This is a genomic window from Kitasatospora sp. NPDC059327, assembly GCF_042752535.1.
Classification (GTDB): Bacteria; Actinomycetota; Actinomycetes; order Streptomycetales; family Streptomycetaceae; genus Kitasatospora.
On record NZ_JBHYYB010000070.1, the window covers coordinates 1 to 21185 of the forward strand.

The following is a 21185-nucleotide window of genomic DNA, read 5'->3' on the forward strand; positions in this document are numbered from 1 at the left end:
GACGGGGAACCGTCCGGGCCCGCGGCCTCGTCATGCTTGGTGGATCGATCAGGGGAGGGCATGTGCGGTTCGGCTCCGGGATACCCGGCCTGTTGCGGCGGCGGGCGCTGCGGCTCGGCGTTCGGCTGCGCCGCCGGCGCGCCCAGCGCAGGGTCTTCCAACTCGCCACCGTCTGCTGCTCCCTGGCCCTGGCGCCGAGTGCCTGGCTGTGGCTCTCGGCGGGGGGCGGGGTGGGCACCGTGGCGAGCGCGCCGAACGCGCCGGTGGCGGTGGTGTTCGGCGCGGGACTCTTCGAGGGCAGGCCGTCGCCGTACCTGGCACACCGGCTGGACGCGGCGGTCGACCTGTACCGGGAGCGTAAGGTCCAGGCGATCCTGGTCACCGGGGACAACGGGCGGGACAGCTACGACGAGACCGACGCGATGCGGCAGTACCTGATCGACCAGGGGGTGCCGCAGGTCCGGGTGGTGGGCGACTACGCGGGCTTCGACACCTGGGACTCCTGCACCCGGGCGCACCGGGTGTTCGGCGTCGACCGGGCGGTGCTGGTCAGCCAGGACTTCCACGTCCGGCGGGCGCTGGCGCTCTGCCGGGCGGCCGGTATCGACGCGTACGCGGTCGGCGTGCCGGAACGGCACGACGTCACCTGGCTGTACGGCGGGCTGCGGGAGATCCCCGGCGCGGGCAAGGCGGCGCTGAACGCCTGGCTGCGGCCGGACCCGCTCTTCCTCGGGCCCCGGGAGGACGGCATCCCCAAGGCGCTGGCCGACGCGGGTACGGCGCGGGGCTGAGCCGGAGGCCGGCTTCGGCCGCGCTGTCGGACCCGTGCGGCATGATCGGCGGGTGCGGTCACTGCCGAGCATCATCCACCTCGACATGGACGCCTTCTTCGCGGCGGTGGAGCAGGCGGCCAAGCCGAGCCTGCGCGGGAAGCCGGTGATCGTGGGCGGCCTGGGCGGCCGCGGGGTGGTCTCCACGGCCTCGTACGAGGCGCGGAAGTTCGGGGTGCACTCGGCGATGCCGATGGCGCAGGCGCGTCGGCTCTGCCCGAACGCGGCCTTCCTGTCCGGCCGCTTCGAGGCCTACCGGGCGGTGAGCGAGCTGGTGATGGGCCTGTTGCGGGAGCTGTCGCCGTTGGTGCAGCCGCTCAGCCTGGACGAGGCCTTCGTGGACCTGGAGGCGGGTCCGTACGGGCCGGCGCTGGCGGCGGCGGACCACGGGACGGGCGAGCGGCTGGTGCTGGCCCTCGCGGAGGACCTCCGGGCGGACATCCACCGGCGCACCGGGCTGACCGCCTCGGTCGGGGCGGCCGGGTCCAAGCTGATGGCCAAGATCGCCTCGGAGCAGGCCAAGCCGGACGGGCTGGTGCTGATCGAACCGGGCCAGGAGCGGGCGGTGCTGGGCCCGATGCCGGTCCGGGCGCTGCCGGGCATCGGCCCGGCCACCGAGCAGATGCTGCGCCGGGCGGGCCTGACCACGGTGGCGGATCTCGCCGAGGCGGGGGAGGCCGAGCTGGTGCAACTGTTGGGGAAGGCGCACGGCGCCGGTGTCCACCAGATGTCGACCGGGCTGGACGAGCGGCCCGTGGTCGCCGACCAGGACGCCAAGTCGGTGTCGGTCGAGGACACCTTCGAGGTGGACCTCGCGGACCGGGACCGGGTGCTGCGCGAGGTGGACGTGCTGGCCGCGCGGTGCGTACGGCGGCTGCGGGCCACCGGCCGGTCGGGGCGCACGGTGGTGCTGAAGGTGCGGCGGTTCGACTTCTCCACGCTGACCCGTTCGGAGACCTTGCGCGGGCCGACGGACGAGGAGGCGGTGATCGTCGAGACGGCCCACCGGCTGGCCTCCCAGGTGGACATCACCGGTGGTGTGCGGCTGCTCGGTGTAGGGGTCTCGCAACTCGCGGACTACACCCAGGAGGACCTCTTCGCGCAGTCCGTCCGGGAGGAGCCGGGGGAGCCGGGGGCGGTCGAGGCCGAGAGCGAGGCCGGGGACCAGGAGCCCGAGGTGCCCGCCGCGAGGCACTGGATGCCCGGACAGGACGTACGGCACGACGAGCTCGGACCCGGGTGGGTGCAGGGCAGTGGCGTCGGCCGGGTGACGGTGCGGTTCGAGACGCCGTGGAGCGGGCCGGGCCGGGTGCGGACCTTCGCGGTCGAGGACCCGGCGTTGGAACCGGCGCGTCCGCTGCCGCTGGGTGGGGACGGCGTCGGGCCCGGGGGAGAGGCCGGGCCCGGGGGCGGCGGGCCGGCGGGGGGCTGAACGCGAAGCGGCCCCACCCGGCAGGGGGTGCCGGGTGGGGCCGCGTGCGGTGCCGGGCCGCCGGTGGTCGCGATGCCCTCGTCGACCGTTCGGAACCCGGTCCCCCGCGCCCTGTCCCTGGGCGCGGGGGGCGGACGCCTCGTCAGGCGTCGGTCTTGACCAGCTCGGGGCCGGAGAGGTTCGCCGTCGCGTTGCCGTCGGCGACGGTGACGGCGGGCTTGACGCCGCGGATCAGGAAGGGGACGACCGCGGCGACCGCGCAGACCGCGGCGGCGACCCAGAACGCGTGCTTGTAGGCGTCCAGGGTGGGCAGCGCGATCGGGATCGGCAGCTTCATGGTGTCGCCGGTGAGGATCGCGGCCATCACGGCGGTGCCGATCGCACCACCGACGGTGCGCAGCACGGCGTTCATCCCGTTGGCGATGCCGCTCTGCTCGACCGGGACGGCGCCGTTGATGTAGGCCGGCATCGCCGAGAAGGCGAGGCCGATACCCAGACCGAAGATCGCCGAGGCGGTGTAGATGTCGGCCTCGTGGCTGTGGCGCACGGCCAGGTAGGCCATCGCGACGGCGCCGAGGACGCCACCGAGGACGAGCGGCAGGCGGGGGCCGCGGCGGGCGATCAGCAGGGCGCCGACCGGGGCGGCGACCATCGAGCCGAGGGCGGATGGCAGCAGCATGACACCGGCGTGCAGCACGGTGGCGGTGAAGCCGTAGTGGGCGAACTTCTCCGGGGTCTGGGCGAAGTTGCTGATCACCATGAACGAGCCGTACATCCCGAAGCCGATCAGCAGGCCGGCGAGGTTGGTGAAGGCGACGGCCGGACGGGACATCATCTTCATGTCGACCAGCGGGTGCTTGACCTTGACCTCGATGACGCCCCAGACCAGGGCGACCACGGCGGCGACGGCGAACAGGCCGAGCGTCTTGGTGGAGGTCCAGCCCCAGGTGTTGCCCTGGCTGACCGCGACCAGCAGGGCGGAGAGCCAGCCGGCCAGCGTGATCGCGCCGAGCGGGTCGGCCCCGCCCTCCTTGTCGGTCACCGGGTCGCTGGGCACCCGGAAGGCGACCAGGGCGACCGCCAGCAGGCCGAAGAACAGGCCCATCCAGAAGATCGACTTGTAGCTCCAGTGCTCCAGCAGCAGACCGGTGGCGACCAGGCCGAGGCCGCTGCCGACGCCCATCGAGGCACTGATGGCGGCGACGCCGCCGGTGACCTTCTGCTTCGGCAGCTCGTCGCGGACGATGCTGATCGCCAGCGGCAGCACGCCACCGCCGGCGCCCTGGAGGACGCGGGCGACGACCAGCCAGGTGAAGGAGTGGGTGCTGACCGCGAGCGCCGAGCCGGCGACCAGGCCGGCCAGCGAGATCAGCAGCATCGGCTTGCGGCCGCGCAGGTCGCCGAAGCGGCCCAGCAGGGGGGTCAGCACGGCGGCCGAGAGCAGGTTGGCCGTCATCAGCCAGGTGATGCTGGAGCCCGAGACGCTGAGCTCCTTGGCCAGCGAGGGCAGGATCGGAACGACCGCGGTCTGCACCACGCTGAACGACAGCATCGCCAGGATGAGGGCCGGCAGGACCCGGGCGCTGCTCTGCTTCTCGGCCGCGGTGGTGGGCTGTGGTGCCTCACTCACGGTTGCTTCCTCCCGTACATAGTGAATGAACTGAAGTAACCATGCAGGGAGATACTTCATTGTGTCAAATATCGATTGGTGAAGCTTTGGCAAAGTCGAAGGACCCCGGACCGTGGAGGTCCGGGGTCCCCGTGTCCCGCCGTCAGGCGAGCGGCCTCAGCGGGGCCGGTCGGGACGATTCGCCGGCACCCGCGTGCTCGCCGTTGGCGAAGCGCTCGCCGGTCCCCGGCCGCTCGCCGGCGTTCGCGTGCTCGCCGCCCCCCGGGTGGGCGGCGGCCGGGGCGTGCGCGGACGAGGGGGCCGGGGTCGAGGCGGCCGCGGTGTTGTCGTGCACCTCGACGTGCTCGCGCCGCAACTCGTCCCGGATCACCTCCTCCGCGGTGTAGCGCTCGACCACCAGGCGGACCCGCTCGATCGGGGCCAGGTACTTGCGGACGACCGGCCGCTCCTCGCGCAGGGTGACCTCCTCCACCGCCTCGGCGATGTCCTTGTCGCTCAGCGAGGCCCGCTCGGCCTCGCCGACCGGCATCCGCTCCACCCGGACCCGCTCGCGGACCACCGGCACCCGGCGCTCCACCGCCTCACTGGTCACGTACTTGCGCAGCTTCGCGGTGCCCAGCACGTGCCACTCGGTGGTGATGTCCAGCCGCTCCTCGCGGCAGGTGATCTCCACCGGACCGTTGGGCGCCGACGAGGCCGGACCGGTGGTGCCCGGCGTCGCGACCGAGGGCGCCGACGCGGCGGCGCCCTCGTGGCCGGCGACGAGCGGAGCCGCCGACGGGCGCTGCTCCGGTGCGGTGGGTGTCGAGGGGGCGGCGGGCGCGGTCGCGCTCAGGGTGCGCACGTTGGCCTCCGTGGCGGGTTCGGACGGCTTGCCGAGGTCGGCGGCCGGGGGGACGGTGGGGGACGTGGGGGCGTTGTCGGCCGAGTGGAAGGCGAGCGGCTTGGCCGGGGCCGCGGCGGCCGGCCGGTCCACCGGCCCCGGCGCGACGGCCGGCTGCTCCGCGGACTTCGGCGTGGCGACGGCGGCGGCCGCCGCGGTGCCCGCCGCTGCCGCCGGCACGGTCCCGAAGTCCAGGTCGGCCGGCTCGGAGCCGGAGCCGTCGCCGGCCGACGGCCGGTCGTCCAGCCGGGTGTCCAGCCCGTAGTAGCGGTAGAGCTGGAGCTCCTGGGCGGGTGACAGGTGCTGGCCCACGCCGAAGTCCGGTGACTCCTTCACCAGTGACTTGTCGTACGGCACCCGCAGTTCTTCGCCGGAGAACTCGCTCGTGGTCAGGGGGACGAAGGCGTCCCGGCCGAAGATGCCGGTCCGGACGGCGGCCCACTCGGGCTGTCCGGTGGCGTCGTCCAGGTACACCTCGTCGACCGTGCCGATCTTGTCTCCGTTGCGGTCGACCGCCTTGTGGCCGATGAGGTCTCGGGGGTCGATATCGGTCTGCACTCTTTCCTCCAGTGCGCTGCGCCTGCGGAACGCCCGCAGGCCGGCGGCCGGCCCGCCCGTCCCATCCGCCACTTCACACCAAAAGCCATGAAGCGGACACGCGCGACCGGGGCGAGGCCGGACGGGCCCGGTGCTGCGCCGTACGGGTCACGGGCCGGGCCGTACCGTGACCGGACGCCCCCGTGATCGGATGGCCTCCCGCTGGTACCCTGGGCGCGACCGCCGAGCCCGCTCGGGAGAGTCCCCGAGAGCGGAAACCGCTGGTCGGGGCGCCGAAGGAGCAACTCCTCCCCGGAATCTCTCAGGCATCCGTACCGTGTGGGATAGGTCACTCTGGAAAGCAGGGCAGGACTGCCGGCGAGGGAGCCGGCGGGCACCACCCTCACCGACGGTGCAAGCCGGCGGGGCGCCACAGCGCTCCGCGCGGGCGAAGCTCTCAGGTCCCGATGACAGAGGGGGAGGCCTGTCGGGTTCGTCCGCCCAGGTCTGTCCGCTGTCCTCCACAGCGGCCGTTCCGTCCGGCGTGCGTACCCCCGCCGGTCCGTGACCAGGAGGCCTCGACCACCATGAACGCCCAGCCGAACGCGGGACGCCCCACCACCCCCGTGACCCTCACCGAGCTTGAGCAGGCCAGCCCCTTCGAGAACCGCCACATCGGCCCCGACGCCGCGGCGCAGGAGAAGATGCTGGCCCAGGTCGGCTACGGCTCGCTGGACGAGCTCGCCGCCACCGCCGTACCCGAGGCGATCCGCTCGATCACCGCCCTGGACCTGCCCGCCGGCCGCAGCGAGGCCCAGGTCCTCGCCGAGCTGCGCGAGCTGGCCGGCCGCAACACTGTCCTCCAGCCGATGATCGGCCTGGGCTACTACGGCACCTTCACGCCGCCGGTGATCCTGCGCAACGTCATGGAGAACCCGTCCTGGTACACCGCGTACACGCCGTACCAGCCGGAGATCTCGCAGGGCCGCCTGGAGGCGCTGATCAACTTCCAGACCGTGGTCTCCGACCTGACCGGTCTGCCCACCTCCGGCTCCTCGCTGCTGGACGAGGGCACCGCGGCCGCCGAGGCGATGTCCCTGGCCCGCCGCGTCACCAAGGTCAAGGGCGGCGTCTTCCTGGTCGACGTCGAGACCCTGCCGCAGACCGTCGCGGTGATCCGGACCCGCGCCGAGCCGACCGGTGTCGAGGTCGTCGTCGCCGACCTCTCCGCCGGCATCCCGGCCGAGATCGTCGAGCGCGGCGTCTTCGGCGTGCTGCTCCAGTACCCGGGCGCCACCGGTGTGGTCCGTGACCTCGGCCCGGTGATCGAGCAGGCCCACGGCCTCGGCGCGATCGTCGCCGTCGCCGCCGACCTGCTGGCGCTGACCCTGCTGAAGTCCCCCGGCTCCCTGGGCGCCGACATCGCCTGCGGCACCTCGCAGCGCTTCGGCGTGCCGATGGGCTTCGGCGGCCCGCACGCCGGTTACCTGTCGGTGCGCGCCGACTACGCCCGCTCGCTGCCCGGCCGTCTGGTCGGCGTCTCCGTCGACGCCGACGGCAACCGTGCCTACCGGCTGGCCCTGCAGACCCGTGAGCAGCACATCCGCCGCGAGAAGGCCACCAGCAACATCTGCACCGCCCAGGTGTTGCTCGCCGTGATGGCCTCGATGTACGCCGTCTACCACGGCCCGGACGGCTTGGCCGACATCGCCCGCCGCACCCACCGCTACGCCGCCGCCCTCGCCGAGGGCCTGCGCGCCGGTGGCGTCGAGCTGCTGCACGGCGAGTTCTTCGACACCGTCACCGCGGTCGTCCCCGGTCGCGCCGCCGCGATCGCCGAGGCCGCCCGCGCGCACGGCGTCAACGTGTACCAGGACGGCGAGGACCGGATCTCGGTCTCCACCGACGAGACCACCACCCGCGAGCACCTGGCGGGCGTCTGGGCGGCGTTCGGCGTCGCGGGCGTCGAGATCTCCGAGGACGCCGAGGCGCTGCCGGTCGCGCTGCTGCGCGAGGACGAGTACCTCACCCACCCGGTCTTCCACAGCCACCGCTCCGAGACCGCCATGCTGCGCTACCTGCGCCGCCTGTCGGACCGGGACTACGCGCTGGACCGCGGCATGATCCCGCTGGGCTCCTGCACCATGAAGCTCAACGCGACCACCGAGATGGAGGCGGTGACCTGGCCGGAGTTCGGCCAGCTGCACCCCTTCGCGCCGATCGAGCAGGCCCAGGGCTACCTCACCCTGATCCGCCAGCTGGAGCAGCAGCTGGTCGAGGTGACCGGCTACGACGCCGTCTCGATCCAGCCGAACGCCGGCTCCCAGGGCGAGCTGGCCGGCCTGCTGGCCGTCCGCGCCTACCACCACGCCAACGGCGACACGCGGCGCGACGTCTGCCTGATCCCGTCCTCCGCGCACGGCACCAACGCGGCCTCCGCCGTGATGGCCGGCATGCGGGTGGTCGTGGTCAAGACCCTGGTCGACGGCGACGTGGACGTCGAGGACCTCCGGGCGAAGATCGAGCAGCACCGCGAGAGCCTCGCCGTGCTGATGGTCACCTACCCGTCCACCCACGGTGTGTACGAGACCCAGATCACCGACATCTGCGCCCTGGTGCACGAGGCCGGCGGTCAGGTCTACGTGGACGGTGCCAACCTGAACGCCCTGGTCGGCCTCGCCAAGCCGGGCAAGTTCGGCGCGGACGTCTCGCACCTGAACCTGCACAAGACCTTCTGCATCCCGCACGGCGGCGGCGGCCCGGGCGTCGGCCCGGTGGCGGTGCGCGCGCACCTCGCGCCGTACCTGCCGAACCACCCGCTGCAGGCGGAGGCGGGCCCGGCCACCGGCGTCGGCCCGATCTCGGCCGCCCCCTGGGGCTCGGCGGCGATCCTGCCGATCTCCTGGGCGTACGTCCGGCTGATGGGCGGCGAGGGCCTCAAGCGCGCCACCCAGGTGGCGGTGCTGAACGCCAACTACATCGCCAAGCGGCTGGCCCCGCACTTCCCGGTGCTGTACACCGGCCCCGGCGGCCTGGTCGCGCACGAGTGCATCATCGACCTGCGCCCGCTCACCAAGGAGACGGGCGTGTCGGTCGACGACATCGCCAAGCGCCTGATCGACTACGGGTTCCACGCGCCGACGATGTCGTTCCCGGTGGCCGGCACCCTGATGATCGAGCCGACCGAGTCCGAGGACCTGCACGAGATCGACCGCTTCTGCGACGCGATGATCGAGATCCGCGCCGAGATCGACAAGGTCGGCTCGGGCGAGTGGGCCGCCGAGGACAACCCGCTGCGCAACGCCCCGCACACGGCCGCCACGCTGGCCGGCGACTGGGCGCACGGCTACTCGCGGCAGGAGGCGGTCTTCCCCGCCGGTGTGAACCCGTCGGACAAGTACTGGCCGCCGGTCAGCCGGATCGACGGCGCGTACGGTGACCGCAACCTGGTCTGCTCCTGCCCGCCGCTGGACGAGTACGGCGTCTGAGCGGGTGGAGGAACGGCGGGGCCCCGGCGGAACGTTCGCCGGGGCCCCGCCCGTTGGTGTCCAGCGTCGCTCGGCGGACCCCCGTCGCCGGCCGGTCAGGCGGCGTGGGCGACGGGGCGGCGCGGAGCGATCACCCGGCCGTCCGGCAGCAGTTCGCCGGTGTCCTCGAAGACCAGGACCCCGTTGCAGAGCAGGCTCCAGCCCTGCTCCGGGTGGCAGGCCACCGGTACGGCCGCCTCGCGGTCCTCGGACTCCGCCGACGGGCACTCAGGACGGTGCTGGCACATACGCGTACCCTCGCTTCGCTTGGCGATCCTCCCCGTGATGCGGCGCCGCCGGGTGACCGGCGGGAGCCGCCGCGGTAGTCGGATCCTGTCCGGCGCCGGGCCAGGTGTGGGCCGACGCTCAAGTGGGTAGGACAGGTGGTCCTTCCACGCTGGTTCCCAGTGTCGGCATCCGGGGCCGCTCGCGCAGCATTTTCGTGACATGCGCCACAACTACCGAGCAGAGATCACCCGTTCGGGTGGCGGCAGGCGGAAATCGCTACCGGACGGGTCAGTGGGCGGCTGACCCGACTCGGCCATGCCCCATGACCCGTCCGGGTGGGTACGGGCGGAGCGGGGGTGACGGAGGTGACGGGGGAGCGGTCAGGAGGAGCCGAGCAGCAGTGGCCTGGCGAGCGGAGCCCGGGTGAGCAGCGGCAGCAGATCGGCGGCGGGGTAGGCACGGTGCGCCGTGACGCCCAGCGGGGCCGGGGCCAGCGGGATCAGCTGGTCCGCGTCCGGGCCGGCGTCCGGGCTGTGCAGCCAGAGCGCGGTGGCGTACTGGCCCGGGAAGGTGAGCAGCCGGGGCTGCTGACGCGCCCGTGAGGTCTGGGCGAGCTGCCAGGCCTGGCGCAGCGCCCGGACGGTGGAGTCCAGGTACGGCCCGGCGGTGAAGTGGGAGAAGGCGTGGCCCTCGACGCCCTGCACCACCTCGGCCGCGGCGGCCACGTCGGCGCCGTCCTTGATCAGGAAGCGCCAGCCCGTCCGCCGGGCGGCGCCGAGCTCGGGGCGCGGACCGTCCAGGACGTGGACCGCGAGCGGGTGCGCGGGCAGCAGCGGGCCGGTCGGATGACGCAGCGCGGCGGCGGCGGGCTGGCGCAGCGCGGTCTCCGAGTCGAGCGCGGCCAGGACCGCGCGCAGGGCGCTGGGCGGGGGCTGGGGAGTCTGCAAAGTCATGGCGGGGTCGCCTCTCCGTGCGAGATCGGCGTGCGAGTGCGGCATACCGGCATGGCGCGGTGTGTCGTCGGTGACGGAACCTGGCCGTGTCCGGTTGTGCATGATCGCGGTGCGGGCGCCGCCGCTGCCGTCGACGAGGGTTTCGGAGCGGCAGCGGGCCGGCCTTGGCGCAGTGCGAATTCTATCGAACAGGTGCACAGGGTGACCTGTTTATCACAGGCGGTGGCGCCGGGCAAGTCGACGGATGTGCTGAAAGACCATCAGTTCCCTTGCATTGCAAGCCGTTCGAAGCAATCGGGTATCGATCTTCGGGGTGGGCATGATGCTTGCACGGTCGGTCGACCGGCCGCTCAGGAGGAGGGGACCATGGGCGAGAAGGTCGTGGCGACGCGGGCGGACCTGTCGGACCGGCAGCTGTACCGTCGCAAGCTCCAGTCCTGCCAGGACGCGTTGGGGCGGATGCTGCGCGAGGACCGTTTCGACCGGCCGCGGGCCGTGATGGGCCTGGAGATCGAGCTCAACCTGGCCGACGAACAGGGCCTGCCGGTGATGCGCAACGCCCAGGTGCTCAGCGCGATCGGCTCCAGCGACTTCCAGACCGAGCTCGGCCGGTTCAACATCGAGGTCAACATCGCCCCGCACCGGCTCTGCGGCCACGTCTTCGAGGAACTGCGCGAGGAGATCGACACCGGACTGCGCTACGCCGACCGGCGGGCCGCCGAGGCCGGCGCGCGGATCGTGATGGTGGGCATCCTGCCGACCCTGGAGCACGACCACACGGGGCTGGACGCGATGTCCCACAACCAGCGGTACAACCTGCTCAGCGACCAGATCCTGGCCGCCCGGGGCGAGGACATCACGCTGGACATCGAGGGCGTCGAGCACCTCCAGCTGGAGTCGATCACCATGGTCGCGGAGGCCGCCGCGACCTCGCTGCAACTGCACCTGCAGGTCACCCCGGAGCGGTTCTCCTCGGTCTGGAACGCCGCCCAGGCGATCTGCGGCCCGCAGCTGGCGCTCGGTGCCAACTCGCCGTTCCTGTTCGGGCGGGAGCTGTGGCGGGAGACCCGGCCGGTGCTCTTCCAGCAGGCCTGCGACACCCGTTCGGCGGAGCTCAAGGCCCAGGGCGTCCGCCCGATCACCTGGTTCGGTGAGCGCTGGGTGGACTCGGCGTACGACCTCTTCGAGGAGAACCTGCGGTACTTCCCGGCGCTGCTGCCGATCTGCGACGACGAGGACCCGGTGAAGGTGCTCGCCTCCGGCGGAGTGCCGCGGCTGGCCGAGATGCGGCTGCACAACGGGACCATCTACCGGTGGAACCGCCCGGTGTACGACGTCAGCGGCGGCGTGCCGCACCTGCGGGTGGAGAACCGCGCGCTGCCGGCCGGCCCGACCGTCGCCGACACGCTGGCCAACGCGGCCTTCTACTACGGGCTCGTCCGGGTGCTCGCCGAGCAGTCGCGGCCGATCTGGACCAGGCTGCCGTTCGAGCGGGCCGACGAGAACTTCCAGCAGGCCGCCCGGTACGGCCTCGACGCCGTCTTCCAGTGGCCCCGGCACGGCCGGGCCGGCCGCGGCGGGGGGCTGACCACCCTGCCCGCGGTCGACCTGGTGCTGAACGAGCTGCTCCCGATGGCGCACCAGGGGCTGGACGAGTGGGGTGTGGAGCCGGCCGACCGGGACCGCTACCTCGGCATCATCGAGCAGCGCTGTCTGCGCCGGGTCAACGGTGCCTCCTGGCAGAGCGCCACCTTCCACCGCTTGCGCGAGCAGTTCGGGATGGACCGGCCGGCCGCGCTGGCCGCGATGACCCGGCGCTACATCGAGTACATGCGGACGGGCGAGCCCGTGCACACCTGGCCGGTCGGGTAGCGGGGCCGCCCGCGAAGCCCGGTCGGGGCCGGCGCGGTCCGAGGTGAGGCCGTGCCCGGCGGGGCGGCTGCCGGCCGCTGTGGAAGGATGACCGCTCCGGCGGTCGGCCGACGGCCGGAGCGACGCCGGACCGCTGGAGCATCCCGTGACCACCGCCCCGACCGAACCGGCGACCGCGCGGCCCACGCGCCGGCTGCTCGGCGTGGAACTGCTGATCGTCCTCGGTCTCTCCCTCGGGGCGAGCGGCATCGGCGCGCTGATCAGCTTCACCGGCTCACTGACCGAGACCCTCGAACTCGGCAAGCAGGTGGCCACCCTCAACTCCTCGCGCGCGCCGGGCCGGCCCTGGCTCGACCTCGCCTGGCAGCTCTACTACGTCGCGCGCGGACTGATGCCGGTGGTGCTGGTCGGCTACCTGCTGGTGCGCGAGGGCAGCTCGCTGCGGGTGCTCGGCTTCGACCTCGGACAGAAGGCGCGCGACCTCGGCCGGGGCGCCGCCGTCGCGGCCGCGATCGGCGGCACCGGGCTGGCGCTCTACCTGGCCTCGCAGGCGGCCGGCTACAACCTGACCGTGGCGCCCTCCGGCCTGCCCGACGTCTGGTGGCGCATCCCGGTCCTGGTGGCGTCCGCCTGGCAGAACGCCGTCCTGGAGGAGGTCGTCGTCCTCGGCTACCTGCTGCGCAGGCTCGGGCAGCTGGGCTGGTCGTGGCCGGCCGCGCTGGTGGCCAGCTCGGTGCTGCGGGGGTCGTACCACCTGTACCAGGGGGTGGGCGGGCTGGTCGGCAACATGGTGATGGGCGCGGTGTTCTGCCTGCTGTACCGGCGTTGGGGGCGGGTGATGCCCCTGGTGGTGGCCCACGCGCTGATCGACACGGTGGCCTTCGTCGGGTACGCGCTGCTGGCCGGTCACGTCAGCTGGCTGCCCACCGGCTGACCGGTGGCCGGACGGCCAGCGCCCGCGGCGGCCGGCCGAGCAGGCGGTCCACGTGCCGGCGCTCCAGGCCCTGGCCGGGGTCGATCGGCAGCAGGAGGCGGTCACGGCGCCAGAGCGCGTTGCGGACCAGCCGGGCCGGGATGACGTCGTCGATCCAGGCGAACGGCCGGCCGGCGGCGTACCGCAGCAGCGGGGCCCACTTGTGGGCGGAGAACAGTTCCATCAGCGGGACCCTGGGGTCGCCGGGCCGCGGGACGTAGCCCGCGAAGCGGACCACCGGCAGCCGGGGCAGCCCGATCGCCGGGGCGATGTGGGTGTTGGCGTCCTCCTCCCAGGTGGTGGCCCAGACCAGTTCGTACGCGCCGGCCAGCTCGCGCAGCCAGGCGCCGTGCCGGGCGGAGAGCAGCACGCTGTAGCCGAGCAGGGTGTGCACGTCGAACCCGGCCTCGGGTCTCGGGCAGACCGGGTTGAGCACCCCGTCGACATCCAGGAACAGCAGTGGCTTCGGCACCGGGCGCCCCCCAGGTAGGACCTCGTCGTCACCTGGTGGGACGAGCGGCGCCCGGCGGTGGTTGCCCACCGGAGGGCGCACGCAGGGGGCGCACGGGGTGCTCAGCGGGCGGCGGCGGGTTCGCCGAGCGGCGGCGCGGAGCCGACGGCGGAGCGCCGGGAGAGCCGCCGGACCTGAGGCTCCAGCAGGACGACGGCGCTGAGGAGCAGGCAGAGCGCCGCACAGGCCCAGAGCGCGCCGGAGAGCCCCAGCGCGGCCGCGGCCGGTCCGGCCAGCGCGGTGCCGACCGGGGCCAGCGACAGTGAGCCGAGATGGTCGTACGCGCAGACCCGGGAGAACATCTCGACCGGGATCTCCTGCTGCAGCGCGATCATCCAGTTCACGCCGAACACGGTGACCCCGGCGCCGGACAGGAACATCGCCACGACCAGCACCGGCAGCGGCGCGGCCAGCGCGAGGGCCAGGGCCGGCACACCGAAGAGGAAGACGCCCCAGTTGCCGACCAGCAGGATCCGGCGGGGCTGCCAGCGGACCATCACGAGTCCGGTCACCACCAGGCCGGTCCCGTGCGCGGCGAGCGCCAGGCCCCAGTCCCGGGCGCCCCCCAGCCGCTGCTCGGCGACGATCGGCCCGTACACCGCGTCCACGGCGGTGATACAGGCCATCAGTACGGCGAACTGGAGCACGATCACCCAGAGCCAGCGACGGGAGGCGAACTCCTGCCAGCCCTCGCGCAGGTCGCGGAGCATCCCGCCGCCGGCCCCGGCGGGGGCGGCGGGCTCGGCCTCCAGGAAGAGGCGCAGTGCGGCGGCGACCAGGAAGCAGCCGGCGTCCACCGCGAGCACCCAGCCGGGGACGACGGCGGCGGTCAGGGCGCCGCCGAGCGCCATGCCGCCGATCTGGGCGGAGTTGAGCGCCAGCCGGAAGACCGAGAACGCCCGGCCGGCGTGCTCGGCGGCCACGCTCTGCATGATCATGCCTTCGGAGGCGGGGGCGTAGAAGGCGTGACCGGCCCCGCCGGCCGCGGAGAGCACCATCAACTGCCAGAGCTGCGCCTGGCCCGTCAGGACCAGCGCGGCCAGCACGGCCTGCGAGACGGCGCTGAACAGATTGGCGGCGACCATCACGTGGTGGCGCGGCAGCCGGTCGGCGAGCGCGCCGCCGATCATCAGCAGCAGGACCACCGGGACCAGCCGGGCGGCGGTGACGTAGCCGACCTCGGTGGTGGAGCCGCCGCCCTCGATGACAGCGAAGGCGGTGGCGATCGGAGCCCCCGCGTTGCCGAGGCCGCTGACGACGGTGGCGGCGGTCTGGATGCGGAAGTTGCGCCCGGCCCAGGGGAACCGGCGTCGGCGCGGGGGCGGGGGTTGGCTCTGCACCCGGCGACTATGCCGGGGGAGGCGTCAGCTGTCCAGCGGGTTTCACGCCTTACGGGGCCGGTCGGGGCGGCTCAGCCGAGGTGGCCCCAGAGGAAGCTGAGCGTGCGCCGCCAGGCCGTCCGGGCCTGGAGCCGGTCGTAGCCGCCGTGCGGGTTCTCGTCGTTCATGAAGGCGTGCCCGGCCGGGTAGAAGTGGATCTCGGGCCGGACGTCGGTGGCCTCGCCGATCCGGATGGCCGCCTCGTCGACGGCGGCCATCGGGATGGAGCGATCGTTCTCGGCGTAGTGGCCCAGGACGTGGGCGGTGAGGCCCCGGTAGTCGAAGTCCGGATCGGGCGGCAGCCCGTAGAACGGGACCGCGGCGGCCACCCGGTCGCCCTCGGCGGCGGCCAGCAGCAGGGCGAAGCCGCCGCCCATGCAGAACCCCACCACGCCGACCGCGTCGCCGACCACACCGTCCAGGCCGAGCAGGTGACCGACCGCACCGCGCAGGTCCGCCACGGCCCGCTCGACCGGGAGTTCCCGCTTCAGCCGGGCCGCCTCGGCGCCGTCGTGCGTGGTCGTGCCGCCGAAGAGGTCCGGGGCCAGGACGGTGAAGCCCTCGGCGGCGAACCGGTCCGCCATCGCCGCCACGTGGGAGGTGAGCCCCCACCACTCCTGGACCACCACCAGGCCGGGGCCGACGCCCTGCGGAGGGCGGGCCAGATAGCCGTGGGCCTCGCGGCCGCCGGTGCGGAAGGTGACGTTCTGCCGGGAGCCGCCCTGCTCAGGCATGGCTTCCTCTCGGTGGGGACGGGCCGCGCGCGGCGCGGCGCGGCGGGGGCTGCGGGGTGCCTCCTACCGGTCGTGGGGCCGACGGTGCCGCCCGCCACGCCGGTGCGGTGGATCAGCCCATCTCCTCCAGCGCACGGCCCTTGGTCTCCTTGATGCAGAAGGCCACGAACGGGATCGAGAGCACGGCGAAGACGGCGTAGATGACGTACGTCGCCGACAGGTTCCAGTCGGCGAGGTCGGGGAAGCTGACCGTGATCGCCCAGTTGGCGATCCACTGCGCCGAGGCGGCGACCGACAGGGCGAGCGCCCGGATCCGGTTGGGGAACATCTCGCCGAGCAGGACCCAGACCACCACGCCCCAGGAGAAGGCGAAGCAGAACACGAAGACGTGCGCGGCGACCAGCGCGACGGTGGCGTAGGTGTCGTCCAGGGTGGCGGAGTCGCCGGTGCCCTGCCGGTAGGAGAACGCCCAGGCGGCGGTGGCCAGGGCCAGCGCCATGCCCGCCGAGCCGGCCAGCGCGAGCGGCTTGCGGCCGATCCGGTCGACCAGCACCATGGCGACGACCGTACCGACCACGTTGACGATCGAGGTGGAGAGGCTGATCAGCAGGGAGTTGGCCTCGTTGATGCCGACGGACTGCCAGAGGAACGACGAGTAGTAGAAGATCACGTTGATGCCGACGAACTGCTGGAACACCGAGGCGCCGATACCGACCCAGACGATCGGCAGCAGCCCGAAGCGGCCGCCCAGCAGGTCCCTCGCCCGGGGCTTGTGGGCGGACTCCAGCACCGCGCGGATCTCGGCCACCCGGGCGTCCAGGTCGACGTCCTCGCCCTCCACCTCCAGCAGCACCTTGCGGGCCTGCTCCTCGCGCCGGTCGGCGATCAGGTAGCGCGGCGACTCCGGGATGGCCAGCGCCATCAGGCCGTACACCAGCGCCGGGACGGTCTCGACGCCGAGCATCCACTGCCAGGCCTGGATACCGCCCAGGTGGCCGGTGGACTCACCGCCGGCCGCCTGGTTGAGCGCCCAGTTGGCGAGCTGGGAGACGGTGATGCCGAGCACGATCGCCATCTGCTGGAAGGAGGCCAGCCGGCCCCGGTACGCGGTGGGCGCGACCTCGGCGATGTAGGTCGGGGCGATCACCGAGGCGATGCCGATCGCGACACCGCCCACCACGCGCCAGGTGGCCAGCACCTGGATGCTCGGTGGGAACATCGAGCCGACGCCGCTGATCGCGAAGAGCGTGGCGGCCAGCAGCATGGTGCGGACCCGGCCGAAGTGGTCGGCGAGCCGACCTGCCGCCACCGCGCCGGCGGCCGAGCCGAGCAGGGCGATGGCCACCACGAAGGCGGTCTCGCCGTTGCCCACCGCGAAGTGCTTCTGGATTCCGGTCACCGCGCCGTTGATCACCGCGCTGTCGTAGCCGAACAGGAAGCCGCCCATCGCGGCGGCCGCCGAGATGAAGACGACGTGCCCGAGATGCGCCTCGCCGGAGGCCGGACGGGATGTGGCTGCGGACACGCGCGCTCCCCGGGTGGACGGGCCCACCGGGACGGCAGTGGGCAGGATTCGTCACACATTCGATCAGCGGCTTCCCGGCTTCGCCCGAAATCGAGCCGATCGGGTGACGTGGCGTCAGCGCTGCTACCCCGTGCGCCGCGCGTTACGCCGCAGGAGTTGGGTCCGGACGGCGGCGTCCAGGCCCTGGCCGCGCTCGGCCAGCCGGTCGGCGAGGGCGTGCTGCTCCTCGACGGTCTTCTTGTCGTCGTACTTGAACTTGGCCCGCACCGTGCGGACGGTGAGCCGCAGCCCGCGCAGGCCCGACAGCAGCCGGCCGAACGGTTCCTCGCCGGGGGCGACCCGCAGCGAGGGCGTCTCGGGCTGGAAGTGCGCCAGCTGGCGGTTGAGGATCGCCGCCTTGCCGGCCGCGTCCTCGACGATCTCGGCCGTGCAGGTGAACTGGACGGAGGCGTAGTAGCTGGTGGGCGTACCCGGCTCGCCGCGCCAGTGCCCAGGGGCGAAGGCGTAGTCGTCGGTGACCGCGAGGGTGACCTCGGGGTCGGCCCGGACGGCGGCGAACAGCGGATTGGGCGCGGCGAGGTGCAGCAGCACCTCACTCCGCTCGACGTCCAGCAGGAAGTGGGTGGGGACCAGGACGGGCCCCTGGCCGGGCAGGCCGTTGGCGGCGAGCAGGCCGAAGTCGCGGCCCTGCGCCAGCCAGGCGCGCCACTCGGCGTCGTCGCCGCGGTCCCAGGATCTGATCAGCATCGGGGGGCCGGCGTCAGCGGGTGAGGTCGCGCAGGTGCGCGGGGAGCGGCACGGTGGCGGAGGCGTCCGGTACGGGGGCGCCGTACCCCGTGGTCACCGGCACCACGCCGGACCAGTACGGCAGGTCGAGGTCCGCCTCGTCGTCGTCGGCGCCGTCGGCGCGGGTCTTGGCGGAGACCTCGTCCAGGTCGAGCCGGACGACGGCGGTGGCGGCCAGCTCCTTGGCATTGGCCGGGCGGACCTCGGCGGACCGGCCGGGGACGGCCTGGTCGACCAGGGCGTCCAGCGCGACCGACAGCTCCACGGGGTCGGTGACCTGGTGGGCCGTGCCGTGGGCGACCACCGAGCGGAAGTTGACCGAGTGGTTGAACGCCGACTTGGTCAGCACCAGGGCGTCGACCAGGGTGACGGTGACGCAGACCGGCAGGCCCTGGTCGCCCTTGGCGCCGCGCAGCGGGCGGCTGCCGGTGGAGCCGTGGATGTAGAGGCGGTCACCGACCCGGGCGAAGATCGTCGGCAGGACGACGGGGGCGCCGTCGGCGACGAAGCCCAGGTGGCAGAGGTAGGTGCTGTCGAGGATCGCGTGGATCGCCGCCTGCTCCCAGGTCGCGCGGTCCTTGTAGCGGGTCGGGGTGGTGCGCGGGGTGCGGGCGTAGGACACGTCGCCGTCTGACATGACAACCTCTATGTACTAGTGCATAATCTCTTTTGTGCTAGGAGACTATCCGATCAAGGGACGGCGCGCCAGCGAAATCGCGGCCGACGTCGAGCAGGGCGTCAGTACCGGACGGCTCGCGCCGGGCACCGCGCTGCCCCCGCTGCGCGACCTGGCCGGCGAACTCGGTGTCAACCCCAACACCGTCGCCGCCGCCTACCGGCTGCTCCGCGACCGGGGGGTGATCGAGACCGCCGGTCGCAAGGGCAGCCGGATCCGCCCGCGGCCGGCACTCACTCCGCGCGACGAGCTCCGGCTTCCCGTCCCGCCGGAGGCCCGGGACCTCGCCAACGGCAACCCCGACCCCGCGCTGCTCCCGGACCTCACGCCGGCCCTGGCCGCCGCGGCCGAGGCCGCCCGCCGCGACCCGGTGCTCTACGGGCGCCCGGCGGTCGACCCCGGACTGCTGGCCCTGGTCACCGCGGGCTTCCGCGCCGACGGCCTGCCCGACGCGCCGATCACCATCGCCTCCGGATCGCTCGACACCATCGAGCGGATCCTCGCCACCCGGCTGCGCCCCGGTGACGCCGTCGCCGTCGAGGACCCGGGCTGGGGAAGTCTGATGGACCTGCTGCCGGCCCTCGGCCTGCGGGCCGCCCCCGTCCGGCTGGACGACGAGGGCCCGCTGCCGGAGGCGCTGGCCGAGGTGCTGGCGGGCGGCGCCCGCGCGGTGGTGGTCACCAGTCGCGCGCAGAACCCGACCGGTGCGGCCGTCGGCGCCGCCCGGGCGGCCGCGTTGCGCGCGGTGCTGGCCCGCCACCCCGGAGTGCTGCTGATCGAGGACGACCACGGCCACGGCATGGTCGACCAGCCGTTCCACTCGCTGGTCGGAGCCGGGTCCGAGCATTGGGTGGTGGTGCGCTCGGCGGCCAAGGCCTACGGGCCGGACCTGCGGCTCTCGTTCGCGATCGGGGACGCGGACACCATCGGGCGGGTGCGGGGACGCCAGCGCCTCGGGGCCGGCTGGGTCAGCCATCTGCTGCAGGTCGCCGTCGCGGAGCTGTGGCGCACCGACGCGGCGCCGGTCGCCCGGGTGGCCGCCGCGTACCGGGAGCGGCGGGACGCCCTGCGGGGGGAACTGGCCGCGCGCGGCATCGAGGCGCACGGGGCGAGCGGGCTGAACGTCTGGGTGCCCGTCCCGGACGAGGCCACGGTGCTCGCCGCGCTGGTGCAACGCGGCTGGGTGGTGGCGCCGGGCGCGCGGTTCCGCCTGCAGTCCGCGCCGGGCCTGCGGATCACCGTCGCCCGGCTGGACCCGGCCGACGCGCGGCGGCTGGCCGACGATCTGGCGGCCGTGCTGGGAACGGGCGGTGTCGACGCGCGGCTGATCTGAACCGGTCGGTAACAGAGTGAGAAACCTGGTGCAGATACCTAGCGGTAACAAGCGCGAGCATGTCATCTTCATCGCGCCACCGGCCGGCGGCCTACCCTCACCTCCGTGTCTCCCCGCCCCCACACCGCGGGCGAGACCGACCGCAGGAGTTCCGCCGTGCCCGAAAACCGTTCGAGCATCACTCGCAGAACCACCGGCCTCACCCGGCGGCTGCTCGTCGCCGCCCTCGCCCTGCCGCTCGGCGCGGCCGGACTGATCACCGGGGCGGCGGTGCCGGCCTCGGCCGCCACCGCCGCACCGACCGGGCCGACCGCCTCCGTCACCCTGGGGGACAGCTACATCTCCGGCGAGGCCGGCCGCTGGAAGGGCAACGCCGTTGTCACCAGCGGCAGTCGGGCCGGCACCGACCGGGCCTGGACCGGCAGTGCCTACGATCCGAGCCGGATCTACGGAGCGACGTACACGAGCGGGTGCGACCGCTCGGACGTCGCCGAGGTCCGCAGCGCGCCGTCGGTGGCGCAGAACCAGATCAACCTGGCCTGCTCCGGAGCCGTCGCCGCCAATGTCTTCCGCGCCGCCAACGGGGGCCAGTCGTTCAAGGGCGAGGCCCCGCAGGCCGACCAACTCGCCACGGTGGCGGGCCAGTACAACGTCAAGCTGATCACGCTGTCGATCGGCGGCAACGACCTCGGCTTCGGCGACGTGATCAGCACCTGCGTCAAGGACTACCTGGTCTGGTACTCCTACTGCAACGACGACCAGCAGTCCGCGATCGACTCCCGGATGCCCGACGCGATGGCCGGTGTCGGCAAGGCGCTGGACGAGATCCGGGCCGTGATGTCGAGCGCCGGCTACGCGACCGGTGACTACCGCGTCGTGCTGCAGTCCTACCCCTCGCCGATCCCGCGGGCGGCCGAGATGCGGTACCCGGAGAGCGGCTGGAGCCGGTCCGACACCGGCGGGTGTCCGTTCTGGAACGGCGACGCCGACTGGGCACGGGACTCGTTGGTGCCGCAGATCTCGCGGGCGCTGGCGGGCGTCGCCGCCGCGAAGGGCGCGCAGTTCCTGGACCTCGCGGACATGATGCAGGGGCGCGAGGTCTGCTCCAAGGCGACCCGGCAGGCGAGTGCCACCAGCGCGCCGTCCGCCGTCACCAGCGAGTGGGCGCGGTTCGTCGACGGCGGGCTCAACACCTCGCAGGGCGCGCTGCAGGAGTCGATGCACCCCAACTACTACGGCCAGCAGGCCCTCGGGCAGTGCCTGACCCTGCTGTACGCACGGCCGAGCGGCGACTTCGGCTGCCGCAACACGGCGGGGAAGGACGCGAGCGGGATGTACCTGACCGCGCGCTGACGCACGGCGCGGCCGGTCCCCGC

Annotated in this window: 17 protein-coding genes and 1 riboswitch; of the genes, 7 read left to right on the forward strand and 10 right to left on the reverse strand. The window is 73.3% G+C overall.

The window, feature by feature from the left end; genetic code table 11:
• Positions 1–32 precede the first annotated feature (32 nt).
• Complete coding sequence (locus ACFXHB_RS31845) at positions 33–791, forward strand: vancomycin high temperature exclusion protein (protein ID WP_380578190.1); 759 nt, start codon at positions 33–35, stop codon at positions 789–791.
• A gap of 52 nt (positions 792–843) precedes the next feature.
• On the forward strand, positions 844–2262 hold the full coding sequence (locus tag ACFXHB_RS31850) for a DNA polymerase IV (protein ID WP_380578155.1): 1419 nt from the start codon (positions 844–846) through the stop codon (positions 2260–2262).
• Positions 2263–2404: 142 nt separating this feature from the next.
• Here ACFXHB_RS31850 and ACFXHB_RS31855 read toward each other — a convergent pair whose 3' ends face one another.
• Both ACFXHB_RS31855 and ACFXHB_RS31860 read right to left on the reverse strand, forming a co-directional pair.
• Complete coding sequence (locus tag ACFXHB_RS31855; RefSeq protein ID WP_380578156.1) at positions 2405–3892, reverse strand: MFS transporter; 1488 nt, start codon at positions 3890–3892, stop codon at positions 2405–2407.
• Positions 3893–4034: 142 nt separating this feature from the next.
• A complete protein-coding gene (locus tag ACFXHB_RS31860) occupies positions 4035–5333 on the reverse strand; it encodes a DUF2382 domain-containing protein (protein ID WP_380578157.1) in 1299 nt (432 codons plus the stop codon).
• 223 nt (positions 5334–5556) lie between these two features.
• A riboswitch (glycine riboswitch) is annotated at positions 5557–5660 on the forward strand.
• A 239-nt stretch (positions 5661–5899) separates the two neighbouring features.
• Between ACFXHB_RS31860 and gcvP the strand changes: the two genes are divergently transcribed.
• On the forward strand, positions 5900–8800 hold the full coding sequence (gene gcvP, locus ACFXHB_RS31865) for an aminomethyl-transferring glycine dehydrogenase (protein WP_380578158.1): 2901 nt from the start codon (positions 5900–5902) through the stop codon (positions 8798–8800).
• A gap of 95 nt (positions 8801–8895) precedes the next feature.
• Here the strand turns inward: gcvP and ACFXHB_RS31870 are convergent, their stop codons facing one another.
• Together ACFXHB_RS31870 and ACFXHB_RS31875 are read right to left on the reverse strand one after the other, a co-directional pair.
• Positions 8896–9087, reverse strand: coding sequence for a DUF5999 family protein (locus tag ACFXHB_RS31870; protein ID WP_329490880.1), 192 nt, complete (start codon positions 9085–9087; stop codon positions 8896–8898).
• 360 nt (positions 9088–9447) lie between these two features.
• Positions 9448–10020 carry a hypothetical protein gene (locus ACFXHB_RS31875; RefSeq protein ID WP_380578159.1) on the reverse strand — a complete coding sequence of 191 codons (573 nt, stop codon included), beginning with the start codon at positions 10018–10020 and terminating at the stop codon, positions 9448–9450.
• A 366-nt stretch (positions 10021–10386) separates the two neighbouring features.
• On the opposite strand from ACFXHB_RS31875, the gene ACFXHB_RS31880 reads away from it, so the two are divergent.
• On the forward strand, positions 10387–11892 hold the full coding sequence (locus ACFXHB_RS31880; RefSeq protein WP_380578160.1) for a glutamate--cysteine ligase: 1506 nt from the start codon (positions 10387–10389) through the stop codon (positions 11890–11892).
• A gap of 145 nt (positions 11893–12037) precedes the next feature.
• Positions 12038–12826: a CPBP family intramembrane glutamic endopeptidase gene (locus ACFXHB_RS31885; RefSeq protein ID WP_380578161.1), complete on the forward strand. Its 789-nt coding sequence runs from the start codon at positions 12038–12040 to the stop codon at positions 12824–12826.
• On the opposite strand, the gene ACFXHB_RS31890 is transcribed toward ACFXHB_RS31885, so the two are convergent.
• The 6 genes from ACFXHB_RS31890 to ACFXHB_RS31915 form a co-directional block, all read right to left on the reverse strand.
• The gene (locus ACFXHB_RS31890) at positions 12804–13337 is read right to left on the reverse strand and encodes an HAD domain-containing protein (RefSeq protein WP_380578162.1); all 534 of its coding nucleotides are present in this window, start codon (positions 13335–13337) and stop codon (positions 12804–12806) included. The two genes, ACFXHB_RS31885 and ACFXHB_RS31890, sit on opposite strands and share 23 nt — an antisense overlap.
• Before the next feature lie 101 nt (positions 13338–13438).
• The gene (locus ACFXHB_RS31895) at positions 13439–14716 is read right to left on the reverse strand and encodes an MFS transporter (RefSeq protein WP_380578163.1); all 1278 of its coding nucleotides are present in this window, start codon (positions 14714–14716) and stop codon (positions 13439–13441) included.
• A gap of 71 nt (positions 14717–14787) precedes the next feature.
• The gene (locus ACFXHB_RS31900; RefSeq protein ID WP_380578164.1) at positions 14788–15489 is read right to left on the reverse strand and encodes a dienelactone hydrolase family protein; all 702 of its coding nucleotides are present in this window, start codon (positions 15487–15489) and stop codon (positions 14788–14790) included.
• Positions 15490–15601: 112 nt separating this feature from the next.
• The gene (locus tag ACFXHB_RS31905) at positions 15602–17014 is read right to left on the reverse strand and encodes a sugar porter family MFS transporter (RefSeq protein WP_380578165.1); all 1413 of its coding nucleotides are present in this window, start codon (positions 17012–17014) and stop codon (positions 15602–15604) included.
• 123 nt (positions 17015–17137) lie between these two features.
• On the reverse strand, positions 17138–17761 hold the full coding sequence (locus ACFXHB_RS31910; RefSeq protein ID WP_380578166.1) for an FMN-binding negative transcriptional regulator: 624 nt from the start codon (positions 17759–17761) through the stop codon (positions 17138–17140).
• Between the two features lie 13 nt (positions 17762–17774).
• A complete protein-coding gene (locus tag ACFXHB_RS31915; RefSeq protein WP_380578167.1) occupies positions 17775–18437 on the reverse strand; it encodes a pyridoxamine 5'-phosphate oxidase family protein in 663 nt (220 codons plus the stop codon).
• A 34-nt stretch (positions 18438–18471) separates the two neighbouring features.
• On the opposite strand from ACFXHB_RS31915, the gene ACFXHB_RS31920 reads away from it, so the two are divergent.
• A complete protein-coding gene (locus ACFXHB_RS31920; RefSeq protein ID WP_380578168.1) occupies positions 18472–19809 on the forward strand; it encodes an aminotransferase class I/II-fold pyridoxal phosphate-dependent enzyme in 1338 nt (445 codons plus the stop codon).
• Between the two features lie 156 nt (positions 19810–19965).
• Positions 19966–21162, forward strand: a complete 1197-nt coding sequence (locus ACFXHB_RS31925; protein WP_380578169.1) for a GDSL-type esterase/lipase family protein — start codon at positions 19966–19968, stop codon at positions 21160–21162.
• Positions 21163–21185: the final 23 nt, after the last annotated feature.

Excerpts from the sequence above, each read along its gene's own strand:
- gcvP (WP_380578158.1), top strand. The coding sequence starts at position 5,900 with ATGAACGCCCAGCCGAACGCGGGACGCCCCACCACCCCCGTGACCCTC.
- ACFXHB_RS31845 (WP_380578190.1), top strand. The coding sequence starts at position 33 with ATGCTTGGTGGATCGATCAGGGGAGGGCATGTGCGGTTCGGCTCCGGG.
- ACFXHB_RS31915 (WP_380578167.1), bottom strand. The coding sequence starts at position 18,437 with ATGTCAGACGGCGACGTGTCCTACGCCCGCACCCCGCGCACCACCCCG.
- ACFXHB_RS31910 (WP_380578166.1), bottom strand. The coding sequence starts at position 17,761 with ATGCTGATCAGATCCTGGGACCGCGGCGACGACGCCGAGTGGCGCGCC.
- ACFXHB_RS31900 (WP_380578164.1), bottom strand. The coding sequence starts at position 15,489 with ATGCCTGAGCAGGGCGGCTCCCGGCAGAACGTCACCTTCCGCACCGGC.
- ACFXHB_RS31880 (WP_380578160.1), top strand. The coding sequence starts at position 10,387 with ATGGGCGAGAAGGTCGTGGCGACGCGGGCGGACCTGTCGGACCGGCAG.
- ACFXHB_RS31870 (WP_329490880.1), bottom strand. The coding sequence starts at position 9,087 with ATGTGCCAGCACCGTCCTGAGTGCCCGTCGGCGGAGTCCGAGGACCGC.
- ACFXHB_RS31875 (WP_380578159.1), bottom strand. The coding sequence starts at position 10,020 with ATGACTTTGCAGACTCCCCAGCCCCCGCCCAGCGCCCTGCGCGCGGTC.